Annotated in this window: 21 protein-coding genes; 7 read left to right on the top strand and 14 right to left on the bottom strand. The window is 30.8% G+C overall.

The window, feature by feature from the left end:
* Positions 1 to 76 precede the first annotated feature (76 nt).
* The 8 genes from NMK29_RS03960 to NMK29_RS03925 form a co-directional block, all read right to left on the bottom strand.
* The gene (locus NMK29_RS03960; protein ID WP_108801677.1) at positions 77 to 1,303 is read right to left on the bottom strand and encodes a DUF3999 family protein; all 1,227 of its coding nucleotides are present in this window, start codon (positions 1,301 to 1,303) and stop codon (positions 77 to 79) included.
* Positions 1,287 to 3,605, bottom strand: coding sequence for a DUF2339 domain-containing protein (locus NMK29_RS03955; protein ID WP_108801676.1), 2,319 nt, complete (start codon positions 3,603 to 3,605; stop codon positions 1,287 to 1,289). The genes NMK29_RS03960 and NMK29_RS03955 overlap by 17 nt, the downstream gene beginning before the upstream one ends.
* Before the next feature lie 210 nt (positions 3,606 to 3,815).
* A complete protein-coding gene (locus tag NMK29_RS03950) occupies positions 3,816 to 4,577 on the bottom strand; it encodes a hypothetical protein (RefSeq protein ID WP_108801675.1) in 762 nt (253 codons plus the stop codon).
* Positions 4,574 to 5,338: a YARHG domain-containing protein gene (locus tag NMK29_RS03945; protein WP_108801674.1), complete on the bottom strand. Its 765-nt coding sequence runs from the start codon at positions 5,336 to 5,338 to the stop codon at positions 4,574 to 4,576. The genes NMK29_RS03950 and NMK29_RS03945 overlap by 4 nt, the downstream gene beginning before the upstream one ends.
* A gap of 527 nt (positions 5,339 to 5,865) precedes the next feature.
* Positions 5,866 to 6,372, bottom strand: a complete 507-nt coding sequence (locus NMK29_RS03940) for a ferritin (protein WP_027395554.1) — start codon at positions 6,370 to 6,372, stop codon at positions 5,866 to 5,868.
* 229 nt (positions 6,373 to 6,601) lie between these two features.
* On the bottom strand, positions 6,602 to 7,108 hold the full coding sequence (locus tag NMK29_RS03935) for a cupin domain-containing protein (RefSeq protein ID WP_108801673.1): 507 nt from the start codon (positions 7,106 to 7,108) through the stop codon (positions 6,602 to 6,604).
* An 82-nt stretch (positions 7,109 to 7,190) separates the two neighbouring features.
* The gene (gene sucC, locus NMK29_RS03930; RefSeq protein WP_108801672.1) at positions 7,191 to 8,384 is read right to left on the bottom strand and encodes an ADP-forming succinate--CoA ligase subunit beta; all 1,194 of its coding nucleotides are present in this window, start codon (positions 8,382 to 8,384) and stop codon (positions 7,191 to 7,193) included.
* A 156-nt stretch (positions 8,385 to 8,540) separates the two neighbouring features.
* Positions 8,541 to 9,176: an LON peptidase substrate-binding domain-containing protein gene (locus NMK29_RS03925; protein WP_108801671.1), complete on the bottom strand. Its 636-nt coding sequence runs from the start codon at positions 9,174 to 9,176 to the stop codon at positions 8,541 to 8,543.
* Positions 9,177 to 9,354: 178 nt separating this feature from the next.
* Here NMK29_RS03925 and lysA point away from each other — a divergent pair, with 178 nt between their 5' ends.
* Positions 9,355 to 10,587 (top strand): diaminopimelate decarboxylase, encoded by a 1,233-nt coding sequence (gene lysA, locus NMK29_RS03920; protein ID WP_108801670.1) that lies wholly within the window; start codon positions 9,355 to 9,357, stop codon positions 10,585 to 10,587.
* A gap of 114 nt (positions 10,588 to 10,701) precedes the next feature.
* Here lysA and NMK29_RS03915 read toward each other — a convergent pair whose 3' ends face one another.
* The 4 genes from NMK29_RS03915 to guaA form a co-directional block, all read right to left on the bottom strand.
* The gene (locus NMK29_RS03915) at positions 10,702 to 10,929 is read right to left on the bottom strand and encodes a DUF3820 family protein (RefSeq protein ID WP_108801669.1); all 228 of its coding nucleotides are present in this window, start codon (positions 10,927 to 10,929) and stop codon (positions 10,702 to 10,704) included.
* Between the two features lie 22 nt (positions 10,930 to 10,951).
* Positions 10,952 to 11,485 carry a DUF922 domain-containing protein gene (locus NMK29_RS03910; RefSeq protein WP_108801668.1) on the bottom strand — a complete coding sequence of 178 codons (534 nt, stop codon included), beginning with the start codon at positions 11,483 to 11,485 and terminating at the stop codon, positions 10,952 to 10,954.
* Between the two features lie 362 nt (positions 11,486 to 11,847).
* Positions 11,848 to 14,013 carry a LysM peptidoglycan-binding domain-containing protein gene (locus tag NMK29_RS03905; RefSeq protein WP_159092069.1) on the bottom strand — a complete coding sequence of 722 codons (2,166 nt, stop codon included), beginning with the start codon at positions 14,011 to 14,013 and terminating at the stop codon, positions 11,848 to 11,850.
* Between the two features lie 60 nt (positions 14,014 to 14,073).
* Complete coding sequence (gene guaA, locus NMK29_RS03900; protein ID WP_108801666.1) at positions 14,074 to 15,606, bottom strand: glutamine-hydrolyzing GMP synthase; 1,533 nt, start codon at positions 15,604 to 15,606, stop codon at positions 14,074 to 14,076.
* 134 nt (positions 15,607 to 15,740) lie between these two features.
* Here guaA and NMK29_RS03895 point away from each other — a divergent pair, with 134 nt between their 5' ends.
* A complete protein-coding gene (locus tag NMK29_RS03895) occupies positions 15,741 to 16,520 on the top strand; it encodes a dienelactone hydrolase family protein (RefSeq protein WP_108801665.1) in 780 nt (259 codons plus the stop codon).
* 85 nt (positions 16,521 to 16,605) lie between these two features.
* Positions 16,606 to 17,151 carry a pyridoxamine 5'-phosphate oxidase family protein gene (locus NMK29_RS03890; RefSeq protein ID WP_108801664.1) on the top strand — a complete coding sequence of 182 codons (546 nt, stop codon included), beginning with the start codon at positions 16,606 to 16,608 and terminating at the stop codon, positions 17,149 to 17,151.
* On the opposite strand, the gene NMK29_RS03885 is transcribed toward NMK29_RS03890, so the two are convergent.
* Complete coding sequence (locus NMK29_RS03885; protein ID WP_108801663.1) at positions 17,148 to 18,167, bottom strand: ThuA domain-containing protein; 1,020 nt, start codon at positions 18,165 to 18,167, stop codon at positions 17,148 to 17,150. The two genes, NMK29_RS03890 and NMK29_RS03885, sit on opposite strands and share 4 nt — an antisense overlap.
* A 344-nt stretch (positions 18,168 to 18,511) precedes the next feature.
* Here NMK29_RS03885 and NMK29_RS03880 point away from each other — a divergent pair, with 344 nt between their 5' ends.
* Positions 18,512 to 20,368, top strand: coding sequence for a tetratricopeptide repeat protein (locus tag NMK29_RS03880; protein ID WP_108801662.1), 1,857 nt, complete (start codon positions 18,512 to 18,514; stop codon positions 20,366 to 20,368).
* 66 nt (positions 20,369 to 20,434) lie between these two features.
* Positions 20,435 to 20,872: a GNAT family N-acetyltransferase gene (locus NMK29_RS03875; protein WP_108801661.1), complete on the top strand. Its 438-nt coding sequence runs from the start codon at positions 20,435 to 20,437 to the stop codon at positions 20,870 to 20,872.
* 8 nt (positions 20,873 to 20,880) lie between these two features.
* Here NMK29_RS03875 and NMK29_RS03870 read toward each other — a convergent pair whose 3' ends face one another.
* On the bottom strand, positions 20,881 to 21,216 hold the full coding sequence (locus NMK29_RS03870) for a helix-turn-helix domain-containing protein (protein ID WP_108801807.1): 336 nt from the start codon (positions 21,214 to 21,216) through the stop codon (positions 20,881 to 20,883).
* Positions 21,217 to 21,330: 114 nt separating this feature from the next.
* Here NMK29_RS03870 and NMK29_RS03865 point away from each other — a divergent pair, with 114 nt between their 5' ends.
* A complete protein-coding gene (locus NMK29_RS03865) occupies positions 21,331 to 21,930 on the top strand; it encodes an NAD(P)H-dependent oxidoreductase (protein ID WP_199915017.1) in 600 nt (199 codons plus the stop codon).
* A gap of 12 nt (positions 21,931 to 21,942) precedes the next feature.
* Positions 21,943 to 22,233 carry a putative quinol monooxygenase gene (locus NMK29_RS03860; RefSeq protein ID WP_108801660.1) on the top strand — a complete coding sequence of 97 codons (291 nt, stop codon included), beginning with the start codon at positions 21,943 to 21,945 and terminating at the stop codon, positions 22,231 to 22,233.
* The last annotated feature ends 35 nt before the right edge of the window (positions 22,234 to 22,268 follow it).

The raw sequence follows: 22,268 nt of genomic DNA, 5'->3' as shown, positions 1-22,268 counted from the left end.
ACTATTATTTATTTATGGTTTATATGATTCTATGACGAAGTGATTAAGAATATTTGGACAGCCTTTTTGAAAAAAATTACTTTTTTTTCATCATCATCAATGTAAACCCTCCCAACAACGCAATAACAACAAACATTATAGCCCACAACCAAACTTTATTTTTAAAGAGTGGTTCCACGGTTCTCTCTTGGTTTTTAGGAATTATTTGTTCTGGCCCTAATTGAATTTTTACTAATTTTTCTGGAACTCTTTCTTTCATGTACTGAAGATCATAGGATGGTTTATTCACATCTTCATTACCATAAGTCAGAAAATAATTAGCAGAGGCACTAAATCTAGTAATCAACTCATAATCAAATCCTTTAACTACAACCTCATCAATATCTAATGGTTCATTATCCTGATTATTGACAATTATTCTTATCTTATTAGTAATTGTACTATAAAAGTTAAATTCATTTTCTTCGATAGAATTTAGAACTCCTGAGGTAATATTTTGATAATCATATTTCCATCCGCTTTCTCTCTGGATACTATCTCTAAGATATTTCACTCGAAAAGGCCTGTAATAATCGAAAGTATTCTTAGTCTTAATTTTTATATGACTTACAGGAACAGGCATTCCTAAATCAATAGTAATTATTGTATTTTTATTTTGTTCTATAATTTCCGTTGTCTTAACAGTAAATTTCTTGTAACTACCTTCTTGTTTTTCTTTTAAGGTAATCTCAGCCTTTTTTACATCAGGTGCATCTTTACCTTTAACAAAAACTCTATAATATGTATACTTAGAATCAGGGAACTTTAGGGTTGTAAATGAATACTTCGTCAATTCATTGTTAACAGACAACACACGATAATCATCTATAATAGTATACCAATCTTTTAGGTTTTGACTCCCTTCTACTTTTATTAACCTATCAAAATTGTCTTGTTCAAAAGATAACTGAACTTGATTAATTATAGCATCTAACGTAACTTTAAAAGTGATAAATGAACCTTTATCTGTAGTAGATTTATTAACATATTTAAATCCGACATTTTTACTTGATATTTTAGGCTTCTTTTGTTCTAAAAGATATGGCGCCTCTACAGTATCATTTTCCTTAGTAATACCATAAATTCTTATATCTGAAAGATCAGAAGATACATTTTTAAAAATCTCATCTGGCAATACAATAGTGTGCCAATCATCAGACACGTTCAATAATTCTTTTTTGTAGGTATACTTATCAATTTGGGCATAAGTTTGTAAACAAATTAAGAACAATACCCACTGTACAATATTAATCTTTAACCTCATCTGTAATAATATGTTTGTATTTATTGTATAAGAAAGAAATAATAAGCAATAATAGACCAAGTGATACAAATACAATTGTTTTAGAGATCGTATTTAAATGTGCTATATCATATAAAAACAATTTTATGAGTGTGACTCCAAAAAGTATAAAAGCTATTATTCGTATATGCTTTATTTTTTTCCAAAATCCTAAAACGATTAACAATAAAGAATATATTCCCCAAAGAATACTTAGTCCTAATTTATCTGAAGAGGTATAACCAGCCATATCTAACCAATGGATTAATTCACTACTCAACAACCAGATTATAGCAATCTGCAAAATAACATCAAAAGCTATTGTAAAAACACCTTTTAGAAAACCTTGTCTAACATATTTATAACTAGCTATTAATAATAAAACACAAAATACTAATGAAATATATCGAATACCTATATGATACAATCCTGCTTCACCTGATGCTAACAAGGTAGGATCCAAATAACTTTCTCGCAATTCACTCAGTAAATACAATCCAGAGGTTAAAAACATCAATAATGCAAACATATTGAGCGCAATATTAATATAACCAAAAACTACATTCTTAATCTTTTTAATATTTACAAAAGATAAAATTGATAAGAAAGCTAAGGTGTAATTAATTAACCAAATTCCCATAAAATCTTCTTGATTACTATCTAAACTACCCCAATAATCAATAATCTCTAAGAAAAAAGTCATATACAAGACAAACAGAAACATCGCTGATATCCAAAGGGAGATTAACTGATACCAAGTCTTATATTTTAACCAAGGAAAAGGATGATTCTCACTACGATGTAAAAAGAGAATATATCCAAAAGAGGCCGCACACAGTAGTGAGGTAAGTACTGAAATATTAAAAAACGGAATTACTGAAATTTCATCAGTACCAGGCATATAGGCATATTCTGCATAATACATCCACCAATCCTGAATTAAGCTAAAAAATGTTAAGGCAATAACTGGATATGCTAGTTTTTCATAAATAGGTACTTTTTTAGTCCTTCCTATCCAAAATAACAATGCTGCTTCAGCAGCCCAAAGCAAGGTTACCCAATTTCCGTCTAACTGAACTGGAAATGCAATACTGATAAAGACCAATACCATTCCAGAACTAAAGTAAAATAAATTTCGATCCGCTAATTTTAATCTATAGATTATCACACTGACAACAAAATGTATTATGGCATTTGCTAATGTAAATACGCCTAATAACTGTGATCCAATTTCATGGTAACTCAACATAGAAAAACCAATTCCATAAAAAACAAATGCATTAATCAACTGAAGTATAACATCTCCTGTACCAAATTTTTCTTTTCTATTTAATTTATATACAAGGAACATGAAATAAAATGTGATAAAAAACACTAACAAAAAGGTAAAAGCTAATCCAAAATGAACCTCCGTTGCATAATCCATTGCATACCAACTAAAATAAATTAACCACGTAAGTATGAAGGAAGAATAATATAAAAGTTTCCAGTATTTTTTAAAAGATATGATTAAGATCCCTACATTAATAATCGCCATATAACTAAATAAAACGGCTACTTTTCCTGATCCATCACTTAATAAAAATGGAACTGCATAAGCACCAACTAGTCCAATATGTGCTATGACCTGTTTATTATATTGTATGGCCGCAAATACAGTGAAAATTGTAAATATCACCATTAATCCAAACGTAAACATTTGCGGGATAAGACCATATAAGCTATAAGCAAGAAAAGTAATAAAATATAATATAGCCATTGCTCCACTTACCAAAACAGCACTAAAATTCTCATACTTCTTTTTTAGCTTCATCCCTACACCAATCAAACCGATTCCGGTAAGATATCCCAATATAATTCGTGTCAATGGGCTAATCAGTTCATTATCTATAGAATATTTTGCACCAATAGCAACTCCTATAATCAGAATAATAACTCCTACCTTACTTATAAGATTCTCTCCAATAAACTTTTCTAAATTAGACTTCCCTTTTGGCTTTACATCTCGCTTAACCTTAGGCTGAGAAAATGACACCTCCGGTTGTTTTTGTGACAAAGGCTCTTTTATTTCAACTTTATCTTCTACCTCTTTTAACACTGGTTTAATAACAGGAGCAGTTATCGTATCTTCGGTTACTTGAGTTTTCTTTTGTTCTTCTTCATTTTTAAAACGAAGAACCTCATTTTTAAGATTCAAAATTTCTCTCCGAAAGACCTCTTGTTTATTAGATAAAATTGCTATTTTTTCAAGCAAATCATTAATATACTTTTGATTGTCAGCCATGGTTGTTTAGTTATAAAATGAAAATAACGTAGTTACATTCATATTAGAAATATAGGCAAAAAAAGAGTCTTGTTAAAAAACAAAACATCTTCTAGCCTATTATACTCAAAGATATAACTAATAGAAAAGAACCAATCCCCTGAAAAAAGGGAAATGTTTTTAGTGGTTTATGGTATACTTGTATAAGTACTGTAAAGGTATACTTTAAACCTAAAAACCTGTTGTAAATAGATTTCTGGCTCCTCTAATACCACATTTTTGATATTTATGATATGATTGTGCAGCTCTTTCATCAATCTGTTTACCAGATTCATTCCTAATCCATCCGTCTATTGCTGCTTTTAATGTATATGCTTCTGGTGCCATCAAATGGGTGGTCCATAATACGGGAATAGCTTTTGCTTTTCTTATTTCTGGAGAGAAATAACTTTTGCTATAGCAGGCCAGAATGATAACATCCTTAGGATTAGCAACAGATTCTTTATAATTAACATCCACGCTAAAATCCATCAAACCATCATGACCAACATACGCCAATAAATCAGCTCCTCCTCCAAAATCTAAAGTCATATTTTTTTCAGCAATTTGTAAAAGCATCTGTTCATTAGATGATTTCAAAAAGTGTTCTATACTCTGTTTGATTCTAGCACCGTCATAAGCGTCCGCTAACATATAAACATCCTTACTAATATGTTTAAACAATAACCTTTCTAAAATATGGGGATCCTTAGATGGAATAGCTCTAACTAGTTGCCAATCTTTTGTTTTGCGTTTAAAAAATGTTTTTACACCATACCCAGCTCCCCAATAGAGGTTATTTTTAGGGTCCTGACCATTTCCAATTGCTTTTGGTACGGGAACAATACCTTGATTAAGGTTATCACAAAGAGCTACAAAAACATGAATCGTTCTTACCTTACCAAAAGATAACGCAGAACATAACAAAAAAATCATTAATAAGAGTGATCTCATTGTATAAGACTCAAAATTAATTCCACATTCTTTCTTTCTATAGCAGTTAACTTATCAGCTGCATCAGTACCTGACGGTAAATACCAAGATTTAGATTCGAAATAATCCTGCCACTTCTTTTTAGTAAACATATATCCGTGCGAAGCAAAAATCTCATTTTTAATAATTGCTAATTCTTCTTCTGTTTTACCATTTAACTCCTCTACAGTAAAAACTCGATGAGAAAATATATAATTCTCCCTCTCTACTGCTTTTAAATCTGTATAAGGTTTAGAAAAAGTCCCATCTTCTTTTATTGGTTGAAATTCTAACCACATTTTTATTCCAATTTGTTTACCATCTCCAATACAATCCAATTTTTCTCTAACCTCCTTAAAAACCAACAAATTATTAGATACGAAAACTGACATTCTTGAATCATCAAAAGAGCAATCAGCTATTTTCCTCTCGAATGAAATAGTATTAACTCTATCACCAAGAGGAGTAAATGAAGTAATAGAAGATTGCTCGCAACTTACTCCTACATTACAGCTCATTATAGTTGACAGGATAACATAATTATCCGTCTTAACAATTACTTTTCCTGTCAATAAAGCATTTGCTCTTTCTGTAGATTTAAAATCAAAATACTTTAAAGCCAGATCGACTGGAATTTCTTTATTCTGTTCATTAAACACCTCAAGTAATTTATTAAACTCACTTTCTTGTGCGGTTACTACACTTGTAATAAATGCACAGAATAATACTACATATCTTATCATAAAAAAACTAGTTATATGTAGGCTGGTAAAACTAACAATCTGGGAGATATACAAATCTAAAAAAGATTGGCAAAACCCCAAGGATCTATCAATCTTTTAGTTCATAAATTTTCATTTATTTTTCAATCCTCAAAAAGAACTAACTCACTAAACTCTATTTAGCAACATTTAGATAAACTATATTAAAAAAGTACAGATAAACATCTTCTTTCTTATTAAAACAAAAAAGCACGCTATTGCGTGCTTATATAGAATTTATATATTTTAAAGTCCATCTAAAGTTTTGGACATCTTTTACAATTAGATTTACCTTTCTTCTTGTATTTTTTACAACACTTTTTCTTTTTGCCTCCACAACTAACTTCACAATTTAATGAAGCACAAGGTGAATATAAAGATGGAATACCGGAACTTTGCACTATTATTTAATTTTTATTGAATCTAAATAAAGCGCAAAAATATAAAAAAAAGACTCTCAAAAAAAGAATCTTTAATTTTTATTTAGTGACTTATTAACAAACAGTTATCTATTCTTCTTGCGAATTACTTATCTGAAAAGTATTGATATCTCTATCGAACAAATAATGCCCTGATTTATCATCACCAATAATCTTTAATTTATCTAATAATGTTCTTGCTACAGCTTCTTCTTCTAATTGTTCTGCTACATACCACTGCATAAAATTATGTACATTATAATCCTTATGTTCTAAACATTGAAAAATAACATTATTAATTTGTGCAGTTACAAACTCTTCACTTTCTAGGAAGATTTCGAACAACTCCCTTAGTGATTTAAAATCATTTCTAGGTTTTTCGATAGCAGGAATTACGGCTTCTCCATTTCTTTCATTAATGAATTTGACTAATTTAGTCATATGTACGCGTTCTTCTTCTGATTGGGTATAAAAAAAATCTGCTATACCATTGTAACCATTTACATCAGCCCAACAAGCCATTGAAAGATATTGAGCAGATGCTGTAGCTTCATATTGTACTTGGTCATTTAATGATTTCTCTATTTCAGGTATCATATTCTTATTTCTTGTATTTATAATATTCTAATAATGGTTATAAAAAAGTATATCAAGTAACTATCTAATACATCTATAAAAACTTGTTATAAGCAATTTTATGACTATTAAATAAAAGTACATAATTTATACTCCTTTCAATAGTTTTAGCTAGTGTTTTCTTCTAATTTAAAATCAGACTATTTAACAATCAAAACCTTAAAAAGACTACTTTATTAACTTAATAAAATTACTGACGTGTATATTTTGAAATTATCTCTGAGTGATCCGGATACTGTTTTATTAAAAAGTTTCTTTCTGCTAACACAAAATCATCAAAATCAAATCCTGGTGATACGGTACATCCGACAAAAGAATACCCTTGATTATCTTTTACACTAGAGGCAAACCAACTGTTAGCAGGAACAACTAATTGTGGTGATTCTCCTTGATCTAAATTCATTCCTACGACATACTTAATATATTTTCCTTCTGGAGTTATTACATGAACATACAATGAACTCCCAGCATAGTAATGCCACATCTCATCTTGCTTTATTTTATGAAAGGCAGAAAAATTATCTGATGTCAATAAAAAATAAATACCTGTACAATAGTTCCTGTCTCCAGAGAAATCTCCTGCTAAAACATCTTTAGGAATAACTCCTTCACTTCTATATGTCTCTTTATAAAATCCTCCTTCAGGATGTGATTTCATTTCTAATTTTTCAACTATTTTTCCTACTTCCTTATTCATAACAGTATGTTTTTATCTAAAAAAAAGAAGCGATCCAAATAATGGATCGCTTCAAAATATTGTATAAATTTATTTATATAAATTATGCAAGTACTGCTTGTACTTTATCAGCAGCTTCTTGAAACTGTACTGCACTCTGTACATCTAATCCACTATTATCTATTAATTCTTTAGCAATATCTGCGTTGGTACCTTGCAAACGAACTATAATAGGAACATTGATAGCATCACCCATATTTTTATAGGCATCAACTACTCCTTGTGCTACTCGGTCACAACGAACAATTCCTCCAAAGATATTGATCAAAATTGCTTTCACGTTCTCATCTTTAAGAATAATTCTAAAAGCTTCTTCTACACGTTTAGCATCTGCTGTACCTCCAACATCAAGGAAATTTGCAGGTTCTCCACCAGCTTGCTTAATTAAATCCATTGTTGCCATTGCAAGACCAGCACCATTTACCATACACCCAACATTACCATCTAGATCTACATAGTTAAGTCCTACTTCATTCGCTTCAACTTCGATTGGATTTTCTTCTCTAATATCTCTCATATCCACATAGTTCTTATGACGATATAATGCATTATCATCAATAGTAACCTTAGCATCCACTGCCATGATCTTATCATCACTTGTTTTTAAAACAGGATTGATCTCAAACATTGAAGAATCAGATTTTACATATGCAGTATACAAGGCCATTACAAACTTGGTCATTTCTTTAAACGCAGCACCACTTAACCCTAAGTTAAATGCTACACGTCTTGCTTGAAAAGGTAATAATCCTACTGCAGGATCAATTTCTTCTGTAAATATTAAATGTGGAGTTTCCTCTGCAACCGTTTCAATATCCATTCCACCTTCTGTAGAATACATCACCATATTACGACCCGTAGTACGATTTAATAATACAGAAATATAAAATTCGTCCGGTTCACTATCTCCAGGATAATATACATCTTCTGCAACTAATACTTGGTGTACTTTTTTTCCTTCTGCAGATGTTTGAGGAGTTATCAAATTCATCCCAATGATCTGCCCTGCTATATCCTCAACTTCTTGAAGATTTTTAGCAAGTTTCACACCTCCACCTTTTCCTCTACCACCGGCGTGTACTTGTGCCTTAATCACATGCCACCCAGTACCTGTTTCTGCCGTTAATTGTTTTGCAGCAGCAACTGCTTCTTTAGCATTCTGTGCAACAATACCTCGCTGGATGCGCACACCAAAGCTACTTAATATCTCTTTACCCTGATATTCGTGTAAGTTCATAGTCTTATTTTTTGCCTTTTGAATAGGAGTTTCAAAAATAGGAAAAGTGAAGTTACTGTGCCAATCTTTTCTGGTAAAAAAAGTTATATAATAGGAGCTCTTATATTATCCCAAAAAATAACATAAAAATTTAGTTGAATTCGAATTATGAATAACTTATAATTTAAAATCTTCAAAATCTAAAGGGTCAAAATTCTTAAAATGTCCATTCATTTTAATTACTTCTTTAGCCCTATTCATTTCCCTAACTACCGGAATTGTAATTTTTAAATGTCCAATAAGATAATTAAGTCGTTCTAATTCACTTCTCAATTTTAACAAATGATATTCTTGATGTAATGCTAAGCCTACCTTATGTGCTACTTGGTAACTTATAAATGGTATATTGAATACTGGAGGTTTTTCTATAGTTAACTCTACGTATAAAATTGCTATGTTTTTTAATAATTCTTCTTGTAACTCCTCTATACCATTTTCATTATCTTCCAAATATTGTACTTCTCCACCTGCATATAGTTTACCAGGAAGTTTGGGAAGAAAACTATCAATTTTAAATACTCTAGTACCTAAACATACCACATCGCTACCTCCATCAGGATATCTTTTCTCTACTTTTTGCAGAGTAACTTCTGTGCCATATTCAAGCTTTTTATCAATAAAAGTTGGCACTCCAAAAGAGATACCTTCTTCTTCACAATCAGCAATCAACTGTTGATATCTCTTTTCAAAGATATGGAGAGGCAATCGTTCGCCTGGATATACAACCATTTGTAAAGGAAAGAGTGCTAACATTTTTTTATTTAAAAATACTAAATAAACTACTACAATATGTATGATATCTGTTCAAAAAGTAAAAATTCGTTATTTGAAGCTTATTTTTTTTAGGATTACATAATTTTATACTAATTACGCGGCGCTTAGAGGAAATTTATAGCAAAAATAGTAATTTCGTAAGCTTAATTTAATTACCATGGAAAACGCAAATTTATTAGCAATCGCAGAAGAGTTTGGGAGTCCTATATATGTTTATGACTCCGAAAAAATTGTTTCACAATATGAACGCCTAACAAACGCTTTTAAACAGGTGAAACACGTTAAACTTAACTATGCTGTCAAGGCATTGTCTAATCTTGCGATTTTAAAACTAATGAATTCATTAGGTGCTGGATTAGACACTGTATCCATACAAGAGGTTAAATTAGGTTTATTAGCAGGTGTAGAACCAGCCAATATTATATTTACTCCTAATGGTGTGTCCTTAGAAGAGATTGAGAAAGTTTCTGAAATGGGTGTACAGATAAATATTGACAACTTATCTATACTGGAGCAATTCGGAACAAAACATCCAGACGTACCTGTTTGTATTAGAATTAATCCGCATGTTATGGCAGGAGGAAATAGCAAAATCTCAGTCGGTCATATTGATAGTAAATTTGGAATATCTATCCATCAAATTCCACATATTCTAAGAATTGTAGAAAACACAGGTATGAATATCAATGGTATCCATATGCATACTGGTAGTGATATTCTTGATGTTGATGTATTCTTATATGCTAGTGAAATCCTTTTTGAAACCGCTAAAAACTTCACAAATTTAGATTTTATAGATTTTGGTAGTGGTTTTAAAGTTCCTTATAAAGAAGGAGATATTGAAACTAATATAGAAGAATTTGGAAAAAAACTAACAAAGCGCTTTAATACCTTTTGTAAGGAATATGGAAAAGAATTAACTCTTGGTTTTGAACCAGGAAAATTTTTGGTTAGTGAAGCTGGATATTTTCTTGCAAAAGTTAATGTAGTAAAACAAACTACTTCTACTGTTTTTGCAGGAATCGATAGTGGTTTTAACCATTTAATAAGACCTATGTTTTACAATTCTCATCACGAAATTGTTAACGTGTCAAATCAAACTGGTAGAGAACGTTTTTATTCCATAGTAGGCTATATATGTGAAACGGATACATTTGCTACCAATAGACGAATTTCTGAAATTACAGAAGGTGACATTATTGCTTTTAAAAATGCAGGTGCTTATTGTTTCTCAATGGCCAGTAACTATAATTCTCGTTTCCGCCCAGCAGAAGTTCTTTGGCATAATAACAAAGCACATTTGATTCGTAAACACGAAACTTTTGAAGATCTTACCAAAAATCAGGTAGATGTAAATATATTTAATAAGGCTGAAGCAACTGCTTCATAGCATATTCTATATTATAAAAAAATGCAGCAAGTATAATGTATTTGCTGCATTTTTTTATCTAATCTTTTATAGTTTACTGTACTTATAATTAGAGGTTTTATAATAAACAATTTTCTAAAGTTTTCTGATATTTCTTATCAAGTATTCAAGACCATTTAGCTTAAGTTCGTAAACCGTTTGCATCTGCATACCAAGAGTACCTTTGGGAAAACCCTTATTATGATACCAAACAATATAATGCTCGGGTAAGTCAATAAGATATCGGTCTTTATATTTACCAAAAGGCATTTTGGTATTGGCTAGTTTAACTAAAAAGTCTTTCTGGGATTGTTCAATATCCATTAAAAGCTAAGTAAGTGTAAATTTATTTTGAATAAGCTCTATAATACCACATCAAATTCTTTACTTTTTCTTCCCACTTCTTCTGATTTACTTTATTTTTTGAATGATCCGTTTCTAAATCATATTGCTCTTGCATATTGATCCTCATACGTTCCACTCTCTTATACATCTTATTAAGATCCTTACGAACATTTTTACCAGGCCTATACTCTTTTAACTTTTTACGCATAATCCTAGCATGCAATTCAGATATATCAAAATGGAGTTGTTCGTGTAACAAAAGGTATTTAGTAGACTGACCTTTTTTCACCCACGACAGTGATGGATAACAAAAGCTGTCCACTTCATATTTTAATTCAATTTTCCCATAATCCTTACTTATAGACCATTGATAAGTTATTCCTGTATTGACACTAGCATCAAAATTGCTATCGACTTTAGGTTCTCCTCTAAAATCTGACCAATCTAACTTACTTTTTTCTGCATAAGAAAAACGCTCTACATATCCATGATTAGCAAAAACTAAAACTAAGAGAATAGTAAAAAATTTACCCATAATTGCAATAATTATGCCCGGCTAATAGTTGTTGTTTTTTTATTCAAGTATCTAAAATATACAATACGGGGCTAAGTATTGACAATTTTTGCTTAAATAATTTTATTTATCTTCAGATATACATTTTATATCTATCCCAATCGAAACAATTTTTCCAAAATTTCGAATTTATTGTAGTTTATAAAAACTGTATACTACGAGTATATCAATTTCCATACCACGACTTTAAATATCCTAAAAATCTAAACTAAAAAATCTCTTTCCGAAACTATTTTATCTGTAAAACAATATAATTCAGAATTTAAAAATAAAAAAAATGATTTTAAAATCAGCTTTTAAATTAATTATTGGCAAAATAATTTTTATTCTATTACCGTAAGCTTCAATTCATCATCAAATTTAATTATATAGGAAGCTTTGTTATAATAGCCTCCCAACAGCTTTTTAGCATAATTAAATTTATTCTCAACATACTCTGTTGTACCTTCAAAAGTTGCTGCATGATACAAATCATCTGCAGAACCTAATCGCATTAAAATATCATATGTAATATCAAAACCTCTCACCGCATATTTACTAGGAATAGTTCCATATTCTTTTTTATATCTCGCTACAAAAGGAGTCATTCTCGTTTCATCATAATTATCAAATTCCTTATCGATAGAAGGATAATGTAAATGTAGCTTAGACAAATGTTCATTTTTAATATTATCATCATCAAAAGCATTATGTTTATCCGTAGTAAATAAAGTGATTTGATGACTCTCTGCCTTTGCATTAAGCAAAGGAGTAACATTACTTATCATAGCTACATCATCAGACTCAAGAAAAACCCAATTTGGTTTATTCTTTGCTAATACTTTATTAAGATGAACTTCGTATACATAATTCCCTTCTTCTATTCTTGCTATCTTAGCTTCAGGAAATTTAGCAATCAATTTATTTTTTACTTCCTCATGCTTCTTTTTTCCTTGTTGTACGATAATAACAATATTCTTATCCGTAGAATCTTGAGCTACATAATTTATCAGCTTATCCTGAAGCATTATGTCTGTCGGTATCGTTTGGAAAAAATTACTATATAATTTTGATTCTCTATTAGAAATTGGAGAAATCACCGGAGTATCATACTTCTTTAATTCTGAAGCAACAGTCTCTACATTAGCCTGATATAGAGGTCCAATCACAACATCCATTTCATCAAAATTATTTTGATCAATTAACTGTTTGATATGACCTGTATTATTATTCTTTTGTGTATCAAAAACAGTTAAATCAATACTCAATCCTCTACTTTTAGCAGAATCCACCGCAATCTGAACTCCTTTATAAAAATCTAAAGCTACTCTTGTCCCTCTTGCTTTTCTACTCTTCAAAAAATCTTCCGTTTTTTGTCTTTCATTGGGATCTAGTGTATCTAATCCAAATGGCAACATTACAGCAAGTTTTTTCATTTTAAAGTTTGAAAGCATATTCTCCAAAGGAACTATTTTCTTTTCTGGAAAATCAATCGCTAGAGAATCTACTTCACCCATTTTAGGAAGAGTAATCACCATACCAGCTTTAAGACCATCTCTTAAATACGGATTCATATTAAATAAAGAGTCTGAAGAAATTTCAGTTCTCTTTAGTATACTATATACTGTTTCTTTTGGTTGAACTTCATACAATTCAAACTTGTCTGCATCAATAATTTCTTTTAAGGGAACGAAAATAGTTGTTGGTACCAAAATCTCCATTCCAATAGGAAAATTAGGATCCATCTCTGGATTTAATTGGCCCAATTCTCCAACAGTAATACCATGCCTTCTAGCAATTCTATATCTCGTATCCTTTGGTTTCACTATATACTTAGTAGTGGTAGAAACTCTACTACTCAAAGAATCTTTAGGCACATCTGTTTCTACAACTGCTTTTTCCGCATATACAGGTATTCTAATTTTATCCCTTTTTCGAACTTGTTCTGAATATAGTCTCTTATTATGTTTCTTAATATCATCCATCGTGATATTATATTTCTTGGCAATTCCATATAAAGTCTCTTTCCTTCTAACCTTATGGGTTTTAAAACGAACTATCTGACGTATTTCTTCTAACGGTTTAATACTATCTAAAACAGGATCGCTTACATTTTCCGTAGGTGTATTTTCTTCTTTAGGTTTTTCGATTACCGCAACTCTTAGAATCTGTCCGAGATTAATCCCATTTACCGCATCTGGGTTTAAATTCAAAATTGCCTCTTGTGTAGTGTTATATTTTTGAGAAAGATTAAATACAGTATCTCCTTCTCCTACTACATGGATTTGGTATTCTTCATCATTAGTGACAGGTATAGCTAGAATTTGACCTTCCTTAATCCCTTCTTTTGAATTAGGGTTGATTTTATAAATTGCTTCAGGAGTTGTATTATATCGTTTTGCAATTCTATATACATTTTCCCCTTGAACAACTTTATGACTTTTATACTGCTGAGCAAAACCAACACTGGTAATAAAAAGCACAAAAAAGAACAACAATACTTTTTTCATTCGATTTAATTTTAATGGATCTGATTCTTCACGAATCAAAGTGTCAATATATAAAATATATTACTCCCACTCTATAGTTGCAGGCGGTTTTGAACTAATATCATATACTACTCTATTAACGCCTTTTACCTTATTTATTATTTCATTTGATGTTTTTTGCAAAAACTCATACGGTAAATTTACCCAATCAGCAGTCATTCCATCTGTACTCTCTACAGCTCTTAATGCTACACATTTTTCATAAGTTCTCTCATCTCCCATAACACCTACACTTTGTACTGGTAACAAAATTGCTCCAGCTTGCCATACTTTATTATACAGGCCATTATCCTTTAGTCCATTTATAAAGATGGCATCAACCTCCTGCAAAATACTAACTTTTTCTGGAGTAATGTCTCCTAAAATTCGAATTGCTAATCCAGGTCCGGGAAATGGGTGTCGTCCGAGCAATTCTGAATCAAGATCCATAGAAGCTCCAACTCTTCGCACCTCATCTTTAAATAACATTTTTAAAGGTTCCACTACTTTCAACTTCATAAAATCAGGTAAACCTCCTACGTTATGATGTGATTTAATCGTAGCTGATGGGCCTCCACTTACAGAAACAGATTCAATTACATCTGGATATATTGTTCCTTGTGCTAACCACTTAGCATCTTCTATTTGGTTAGCTTCATCATCAAAAACTTCGATAAATACTCTACCAATTATTTTTCTTTTCCCTTCTGGATCACTTTCTCCTGCTAGAGCACCCAAAAAGCGTGCCGAAGCATCTACTCCTTTCACATTGAGCCCCATGCCTTCGTATTGTTGTAGTACAGATGTAAATTCGTTCTTACGAAGCAATCCATTATTAACAAAAATACAATGAAGATTACTACCAATAGCCTTATGAAGCAATACTGCAGCAACAGTAGAATCTACTCCACCACTCAACCCAAGAACAACCTTATCATTTCCTAATTGTTCTTTTAGGTTTTTTACCGTCTCTTCTACAAAAGAATCCGGAGTCCAATCCTGTGCAATTCCAGCTATGTTTACTAAAAAGTTTTCTAAAAGTTGGGTTCCATCCTTAGAATGGTACACTTCCGGATGAAATTGAATTGCATAAGTTTCTTCTCCTTCAATTTTAAATGCTGCATTTTCTACATCTTCAGTACTAGCTAGAAGAGTTGCTTTAGTTGGCAATTCTTTAATAGTATCACTATGACTCATCCAAACCTGAGAACCTTCAGAAATATTTTGAAACAATTCATTTTTACCTATATATGATAAATTAGCTCTACCATACTCTCTCGTATTAGATTCTGCTACACGACCACCGCCAAAATGTGCTAAATATTGAGCACCATAACAAATACCCAATAATGGTTTTTTTCCTTGTATCTCCGATAAATCTGGATGCGCAACATCCTCACCTCTTACCGAAAGTGGGCTACCCGATAAAATTACAGCATGATAATCACTGATATTTTTTGGAGGTTTATTATACGGATGTATTTCTGAATAAATATTGAGTTCTCTTACTCGGCGTCCTATAAGTTGAGTTACTTGTGACCCGAAGTCTAAAATAAGTACCTTGTTATTTTGCATAGGCAAAAATAAAATTAAATTACAACCCCCGAAATCCTAACTGAGATAATTTTCAACTTACACGGTTATTTTATAAACACCCTATCAATTCTTAAAAAAAATAGATACATACTTAGTATATTTATAGAAAAACTATGAAATCTTCAATTTTATACTGTCTTTTTTATATTCTCTTCTTTATTTTAGTTATTTCTTGTAAAAGTGGATTAGACACCAGAGGAAACACCAGATATGTTAGCAGTATTGATACTGAATCATTTAAAGAAATTCCATTAACTCCTGGGAATCGAATTAGCGTTCTTAAGGTAAATGATAAAGAATCGGAGTGGAAATATGATCTTACAATACCAACACTTACTAAAGACCAAAAAGTTCCGTTATTCATTGTTTTACACGGTGGTGTTGGAAGTAAAAATTACACTAAATTTAATAGCTGCCTAGTAACTCCTGGGTTACAGGATGCTGGAGGGTTTATTTTTAGTCCTTCTGGTGCATGGCGAACCTGGACATTAGATTATTTAGAAAAAAGAATTTTAGACTTTATTGATCTCGCAAAAGAAAATTGGCCTATTGACCCTGACAAAATTATATTGGTAGGTTATAGTAATGGAGCTATAGCTGGATGGGAATACGCCAAAGATTACTCAACTATTTTTTCTGGTATGATATTAATGGGGTCCAGTTGTAAAGTAAAAGAAAAACTTAACATACCGATTTATGTAATACAAGGTACAAAGGACAAATTCTTTCCTATCAAAAGAGTAAGAAAACGAATCGCAGAAGCAAAAGCATTGGGATGTAACATTACTTTCGTGGAAGCCGAAGGAAATACACATATCAAAGCATGTGAATATATAGAAATACTAAAAACAAGTGTTCCTTGGATGGAAAAGGAAGTATGGCAAACTAGATGAATTAAAGTAAATTTTAGTCGAATGTTTTTACAGCTTATGCTAACAAATTGATTAACTTTAAAACATTCGTAAAACCTAACAACTAATGACCGACATTATATTCTCTTCTATAGTAGTTGATTTAAAAACAGCTATTGCAAACAACAAACACTCTTTTAGATATTTTACCTTAGCCACCTCTGATTTTAATAATACACCTAGACTACGGACTGTAGTTTTAAGAGATATAGATGATAACTTAAACATGATCATATACACTGATGAAAGATCTAAAAAAATTGCAAATATCCAAGCAAATGATAGAGTCAGTCTTTTATTTTACGATCAAAATCGTTTGTTACAGATTACAATAAAGGCAAAAGCAGAAATTATAAGTAATCAAACGACTTTAGACACTATCTGGAACCAAATCCCTTCAAAATCCAAAAAAGATTACACAACTGAACTGTCTCCAGGAGTAGAAATCAAAAATCCTGATGATATAAATTACCTAGAAGGAAAACATTATTTTGCTGCAATAAAACTTATTCCATTACGAATAGAGTACTTAAGATTAACAAGACCAAATCATATTAAAGTTGTATTCAAAAAAGAAAACACTAATTGGAAAGGTCACTACGTAATCCCTTAATTTCTTTTAATAAATTTAAAATTACTTTGCAATCCATTAGACACAACATTACCTATATACAATCCATTAGATAAATTTTCTACATTAATATTAGTAGTAGCAACATCTGAAGGTATTTTTCCTTTATATACTAACTGTCCATTAATAGTGTAAATCATTAATGATTTTTCTTTAGCCACATCAGAAGTGGAAAATCTAATGATATTACTTACTGGATTTGGAGAAATCTGAAACGGAATTTCTGCTTCTGGACTTCCAATACTTAATGTATTACCTATCACATATTTTATACCTTCTTCTATGTGTTTAATAAAATCCGGATTATTAGTATAGTCGCTAGAATTATGTCCTAATGCCGTATAAAATGAACGTCCTCCACCATATTCCTTAAACCAAGAAATTGGTCTAGCTTCATCATAATCATTGGATCCTGTCGACTCTACCATCAATAAATCTATATTGCCGTCAAATAATTGTCCTCCATTGTTCCGCCAGTAATAATATTCTTCTGACTTGTTCCAAACAGCTCCCACATTTCCTAAAAAATCTACGGAAGGATGTGAAGTAACCACTGTCATATCTGCATTAAAGTTATTACTCGTATGATTAGGGCCAGATTGCACTATCCCACCAACAAGTTCATTATAAAAAGTCCAACTCCCGTCTCTATAGGTATCTGTGGCCGCATGAATTCCTAAAAAGCCTCCTCCCGCTGCAATAAAACCTTCAAAAGCTTCACGTTGCGATGCATTTAATAAATTATTACCACTGGTATTACACCATATAACCGCACTATACTGAGCTAAATTTGATGTCGTAAATGCATTCGCATTATCAGTATCATCAGTTTCCCAAAGTCCATTGGAATTCCCGAGATTTCGAATCATAGTAACACCGGCACCTATTGATGGATGTGTAAAACCATTAGTTTTAGTAAAAACCAATACTTTTTCTTGTGATGAAAGATTAAAAGTTATAGATAAAAATAAAGTTACTAGGAGAATTTGTGATTTCATGACGATTGGAGTTTATTTTCATAACGCTCAGGTCTATTTTAAATTATACAATCCTATAAAAACCAATTACATTTCTAAATAAAAAACCAACTTAAAAATTTTATTTCCAAAGAATTACCGGCTCTAGAGCGTACCACAAAAGATATGTTCTTAAATCCAAGCTAATTATCTAAAGGATCAACTTTTATTTCCCCATAAACAATGTCATTTAACACTAAAAATCAATCTCTTATAATGACATACATAAGTAGACTTTAAGATTTCATTAACTATCCGTTAAGGGTTCTTGATTTTTAAAACAAAAAATTATTTTTAACACCTCAACTAACCTATACCCCTTAAAGATGAAAACTCTTCAAGTAAGCAGTATTCTTTATATAATCATTTTATTTAATTCTAATCTACAAGCTCAAAACAAACAAATCGTAGATAGTTTATTACGTTTAACAAAAAATAAAAACACAGCCGATACCACATTGATTAAAGCATATAATGATTTAGGAATTCAATATGCTACTTCTAATACTTTTTTAGCTAAAAAACATATTCGCTATGCACTTGGTATCGCCAAAAACATAAATAAACCAAGAGGTATTGCAGGTGCAAACAACTGCCTTGGTGTTGTCTATTATTATCAGAAAGAGTATGATTCTGCATTGGTGCACTTCAAAAAAGCTTTAAAAATGAACCAAAAAATTAATCATCTCTGGGGTAAAGCTTCAGCTTTTCATCAAATCGGTGCTGTACATAATCACTTAAACAATTACACTAAAGCTATTGAAAGTTTTAAAAAAGCTGGAGAAGTTTTTAAATCCTTACAAGACTCCATATCATATATAAAATCCATCGAAAACATAGGTGTATCTTATAGTCTGATGAAATCTAAAAAAATAGCATTAGAGCATTTTATTATTGCAAACAAACTATATGAAAACCTTAATGATACCCCAGGAATAAGTCGAACATACATACATATAAGTAATATTCTAATAAAACAAGGAGAATATTACGAAGCATTAAAATATCTTGATAGATCATTACCAATAATAATGAGTAAAGGAAATAAAAGATATCTGAGTGCTATTTTGCAAAATATAGGAATCAGCAAAAGAGGTCTACACAAGTATAACCAAGCATTGGATTATTTTCAAAAATCACTATTATTAAGAAAAGAAAGAGGAAACCCTAAAACAATTGCTGCTGTACAATCCGAAATTGGAACCACATATTATGAAATGCAGTTATTCTCGAAAGGATTAGATTATCAAAAAAAAGCTCTAAAAAATTATAGCCCTAAAGGGAATAACATCCAAAAAGCTATAACAAACAACGCTATTGCAAAATCATTTTTGAAATTAAATTTATTAGATTCAGCAAAATTTCATGCAGAAAAATCTCTTATAGCTTCAAAAAAAATATTGGACCTAGTTATAGAAAAAGAAGCAAATCAAACACTTGCTTTAATTGCAGAAAAAGAAGGGAATAGTGTTGCTGCGTATATGTATTACAAAGAACTATCCAAGTTAAAAGACTCCTTAGAAGTTATCGAAAAAAACAAACAAGTCAGAGAACTTCAAGCTAAATTCGAAACTGGTAAGAAAGAATCAAAAATCAATGAATTACTAAAGCAAAACAAACAAGTTAAACACCAGTATACCTTATTAATTTTTGGATTGATAATTGGTATTATCATACTAATGGTTTTCATATCTATTTTTAGAAAAAAAATTAAACTCAGCTGTCTTGAAAAATTAATATTAACTAGAGAATTGGATACAAAGAAAAAAGAACTCACCACTAATTCCTTGCATCTCGTAAACAAGACCAAAACATTAAAAAACGTAAAAGAAAAGGTAGAATTAATAAAATATTCCGAAGATCAAAATACCCAGTATAACTATCAAAAAATAATACAGATTATAAACTTTGATTTAAATGATGATCAAAATTGGGAAAACTTCAAAAGACATTTTGAACAAGTTCACAAAAATTTTTATACAAATATCAAAAACAAATACCCTAATGTTACTACCAACGAATTACGTTTAATGGCGCTACTAAAAATGAACCTTACTTCTAAAGAAATTGCAAACATCTTAAATATTACGCAAGAAGGAGTCAGAAAAGCGCAATATCGATTACGTAAAAAGCTAGAAATCCCCAGTAATAACATTCTCGTAGATATTATTCTAAATTTTTAATGAATAAAATTATAAATTTGTTTTATTCACTAAAAATTTATCGCTTTTACCCGTTTATTTATTATAATGACAATAACAACCAAAGTTACTATTGAATCCTGCAAAAAGGAAAATATTAAAACCATAGTAGATGGAATTAACTCGTATAACCTGAGTAAGGTGCCAGCAATTGCAGATATATGGACTCCATTAGAATTTATTGCCAAAGACCATAATGGGGAAGAAATCGGAGGTCTTTTAGGAGGTATTGGGTATTGGAATGGGTTAGAAATTAAAATTTTATGGGTAAAAGAAACACATAGAAGACAAGGTGTTGGGACTATATTAATTAAACACGTTGAAAAGATTGCTAAAGAAAAGGGAGTTAAAACAGTAATGCTTGATACATTTGATTTTCAGGCAGAAGATTTTTATGTAAAAAATGGATATCAAATCCTAGGAGAACTTAATAACTTCCCTGAAGGGCATCGACGCATTTATTTTTCAAAAAGAATAGATGAATAAACACATTTCTAATCCGAGTAATTTTCCAGAACAAAATCTCCCCAACTTGCAATAGACTCTATTAATGGTGTTAAAGTTTTTCCAAAATCTGTTAACGAATATTCTACTTTTAAAGGAGGTTTAGAGGTATACACTTTTCTATTGATTAACCCATCTTCTTCTAACGCTTTTAATTGTAGACTTAATGTTCTCTCCGTAACCGTTGGCATCTCCTTTCTTAACTCACTATATCGTAGTGTTTCTTTTAGCAAATGAAATAAAATTACTGTCTTCCATTTGCCACCAATCATACCCATGGTTAAACTTGCACAACAAGGGTATTCTTTCCCTTTAAATTTTAACATTTTATGCTCTGACTCCTTCATTATTTTAAACTATCCTTTTTGACCGTTATTGCAAAGGTATTGAACTATAGTTAATTTTGCTACTATAATTTTTATAGTAATAAATTAAAACCTATGAGCTTCCTAAATTCAATGCAAAATCGTTATACAACAAAAAAGTATAACCCAAATAAAAAAATAAACTCGGAAACAATTAATGAGCTAAAAGAGATTTTAAACTTAAGTCCATCTTCTATTAATAGTCAACCTTGGAAATTTACACTTGTGTCCAATCAAAAAACTAAAGAGCAACTCTCTAAAGTATCATGGTTAAATGCAGGTAAAGTAATAGACTGCGACACTGTTGTAGTTTTTAGTAGAATTGACAATATTTCACTTTTCGAAAAACAAATAGAAGAAGAATTACCTGCTGGAGCTGTTAGTTATTTTAAAGAATTTATCAAACCACAATCAGAGGAACAAATTAAATCTTGGTTTGGACATCAATTATACCTTTCATTAGGTGTATTCTTAAGCGCTTGTGCTGAAATGGGAATTGACGCAACACCAATGGAAGGAATTGAACCTGACAATTACAATACTATATTAGAATTAGAAAATTATCATACACTGGTAGCAGTTGCCATTGGATATAGAGATCCAGAAGATAATAATCAACCAAGTAAAAGACCTAAGTCTAGAAGAAACATAAATCAAGTTGTAGAAACTATTTAAAAATTTAATACAATGACAAAACTTACTATAGTTGCAAGAATACTTGCTAAAGAAGAAAAAAGAGAACTGGTAAAATCCGAATTATTAAAACTTATTGATATTACTAGAGCAGAAAAAGGATGTATTAATTATGATTTACATCAAGATAATGAAAACCCAAATTTGTTCCTATTTCATGAAAATTGGGAAAGTAGAGCCTTATGGCAAGAACATATGAATAATGATCACTTAGCAGCTTATATGAAAGCTACTGATGGGGCTGTTGAGGAATTTGTCTTAAATGAAATGAACCAAATTGCATAATTATGATTCAGAAATCTTCAATTATTTCAAAAAAA

Origin of the sequence: Aquimarina sp. Aq107 (assembly GCF_943733665.1) — a bacterium.
Classification (GTDB): Bacteria; Bacteroidota; Bacteroidia; order Flavobacteriales; family Flavobacteriaceae; genus Aquimarina.
This window is presented reverse-complemented; position numbering and strand designations above follow the sequence as displayed.

Bases quoted from the DNA above. Each gene is read 5' to 3' on its own strand.
- NMK29_RS03945 (WP_108801674.1), bottom strand. From the start codon at position 5,338: ATGATAAGATATGTAGTATTATTCTGTGCATTTATTACAAGTGTAGTA.
- NMK29_RS03915 (WP_108801669.1), bottom strand. From the start codon at position 10,929: ATGGATATTGAACAATCCCAGAAAGACTTTTTAGTTAAACTAGCCAAT.
- NMK29_RS03860 (WP_108801660.1), top strand. From the start codon at position 21,943: ATGACAAAACTTACTATAGTTGCAAGAATACTTGCTAAAGAAGAAAAA.
- NMK29_RS03890 (WP_108801664.1), top strand. From the start codon at position 16,606: ATGACCGACATTATATTCTCTTCTATAGTAGTTGATTTAAAAACAGCT.
- lysA (WP_108801670.1), top strand. From the start codon at position 9,355: ATGGAAAACGCAAATTTATTAGCAATCGCAGAAGAGTTTGGGAGTCCT.
- NMK29_RS03950 (WP_108801675.1), bottom strand. From the start codon at position 4,577: ATGAGATCACTCTTATTAATGATTTTTTTGTTATGTTCTGCGTTATCT.
- NMK29_RS03935 (WP_108801673.1), bottom strand. From the start codon at position 7,108: ATGAATAAGGAAGTAGGAAAAATAGTTGAAAAATTAGAAATGAAATCA.
- NMK29_RS03960 (WP_108801677.1), bottom strand. From the start codon at position 1,303: ATGAGGTTAAAGATTAATATTGTACAGTGGGTATTGTTCTTAATTTGT.
- NMK29_RS03955 (WP_108801676.1), bottom strand. From the start codon at position 3,605: ATGGCTGACAATCAAAAGTATATTAATGATTTGCTTGAAAAAATAGCA.
- sucC (WP_108801672.1), bottom strand. From the start codon at position 8,384: ATGAACTTACACGAATATCAGGGTAAAGAGATATTAAGTAGCTTTGGT.
- NMK29_RS03885 (WP_108801663.1), bottom strand. From the start codon at position 18,167: ATGAAATCACAAATTCTCCTAGTAACTTTATTTTTATCTATAACTTTT.
- NMK29_RS03870 (WP_108801807.1), bottom strand. From the start codon at position 21,216: ATGTTAAAATTTAAAGGGAAAGAATACCCTTGTTGTGCAAGTTTAACC.
- NMK29_RS03905 (WP_159092069.1), bottom strand. From the start codon at position 14,013: ATGAAAAAAGTATTGTTGTTCTTTTTTGTGCTTTTTATTACCAGTGTT.
- NMK29_RS03940 (WP_027395554.1), bottom strand. From the start codon at position 6,372: ATGATACCTGAAATAGAGAAATCATTAAATGACCAAGTACAATATGAA.
- NMK29_RS03875 (WP_108801661.1), top strand. From the start codon at position 20,435: ATGACAATAACAACCAAAGTTACTATTGAATCCTGCAAAAAGGAAAAT.
- NMK29_RS03925 (WP_108801671.1), bottom strand. From the start codon at position 9,176: ATGTTAGCACTCTTTCCTTTACAAATGGTTGTATATCCAGGCGAACGA.
- guaA (WP_108801666.1), bottom strand. From the start codon at position 15,606: ATGCAAAATAACAAGGTACTTATTTTAGACTTCGGGTCACAAGTAACT.
- NMK29_RS03895 (WP_108801665.1), top strand. From the start codon at position 15,741: ATGAAATCTTCAATTTTATACTGTCTTTTTTATATTCTCTTCTTTATT.
- NMK29_RS03865 (WP_199915017.1), top strand. From the start codon at position 21,331: ATGAGCTTCCTAAATTCAATGCAAAATCGTTATACAACAAAAAAGTAT.
- NMK29_RS03880 (WP_108801662.1), top strand. From the start codon at position 18,512: ATGAAAACTCTTCAAGTAAGCAGTATTCTTTATATAATCATTTTATTT.
- NMK29_RS03910 (WP_108801668.1), bottom strand. From the start codon at position 11,485: ATGGGTAAATTTTTTACTATTCTCTTAGTTTTAGTTTTTGCTAATCAT.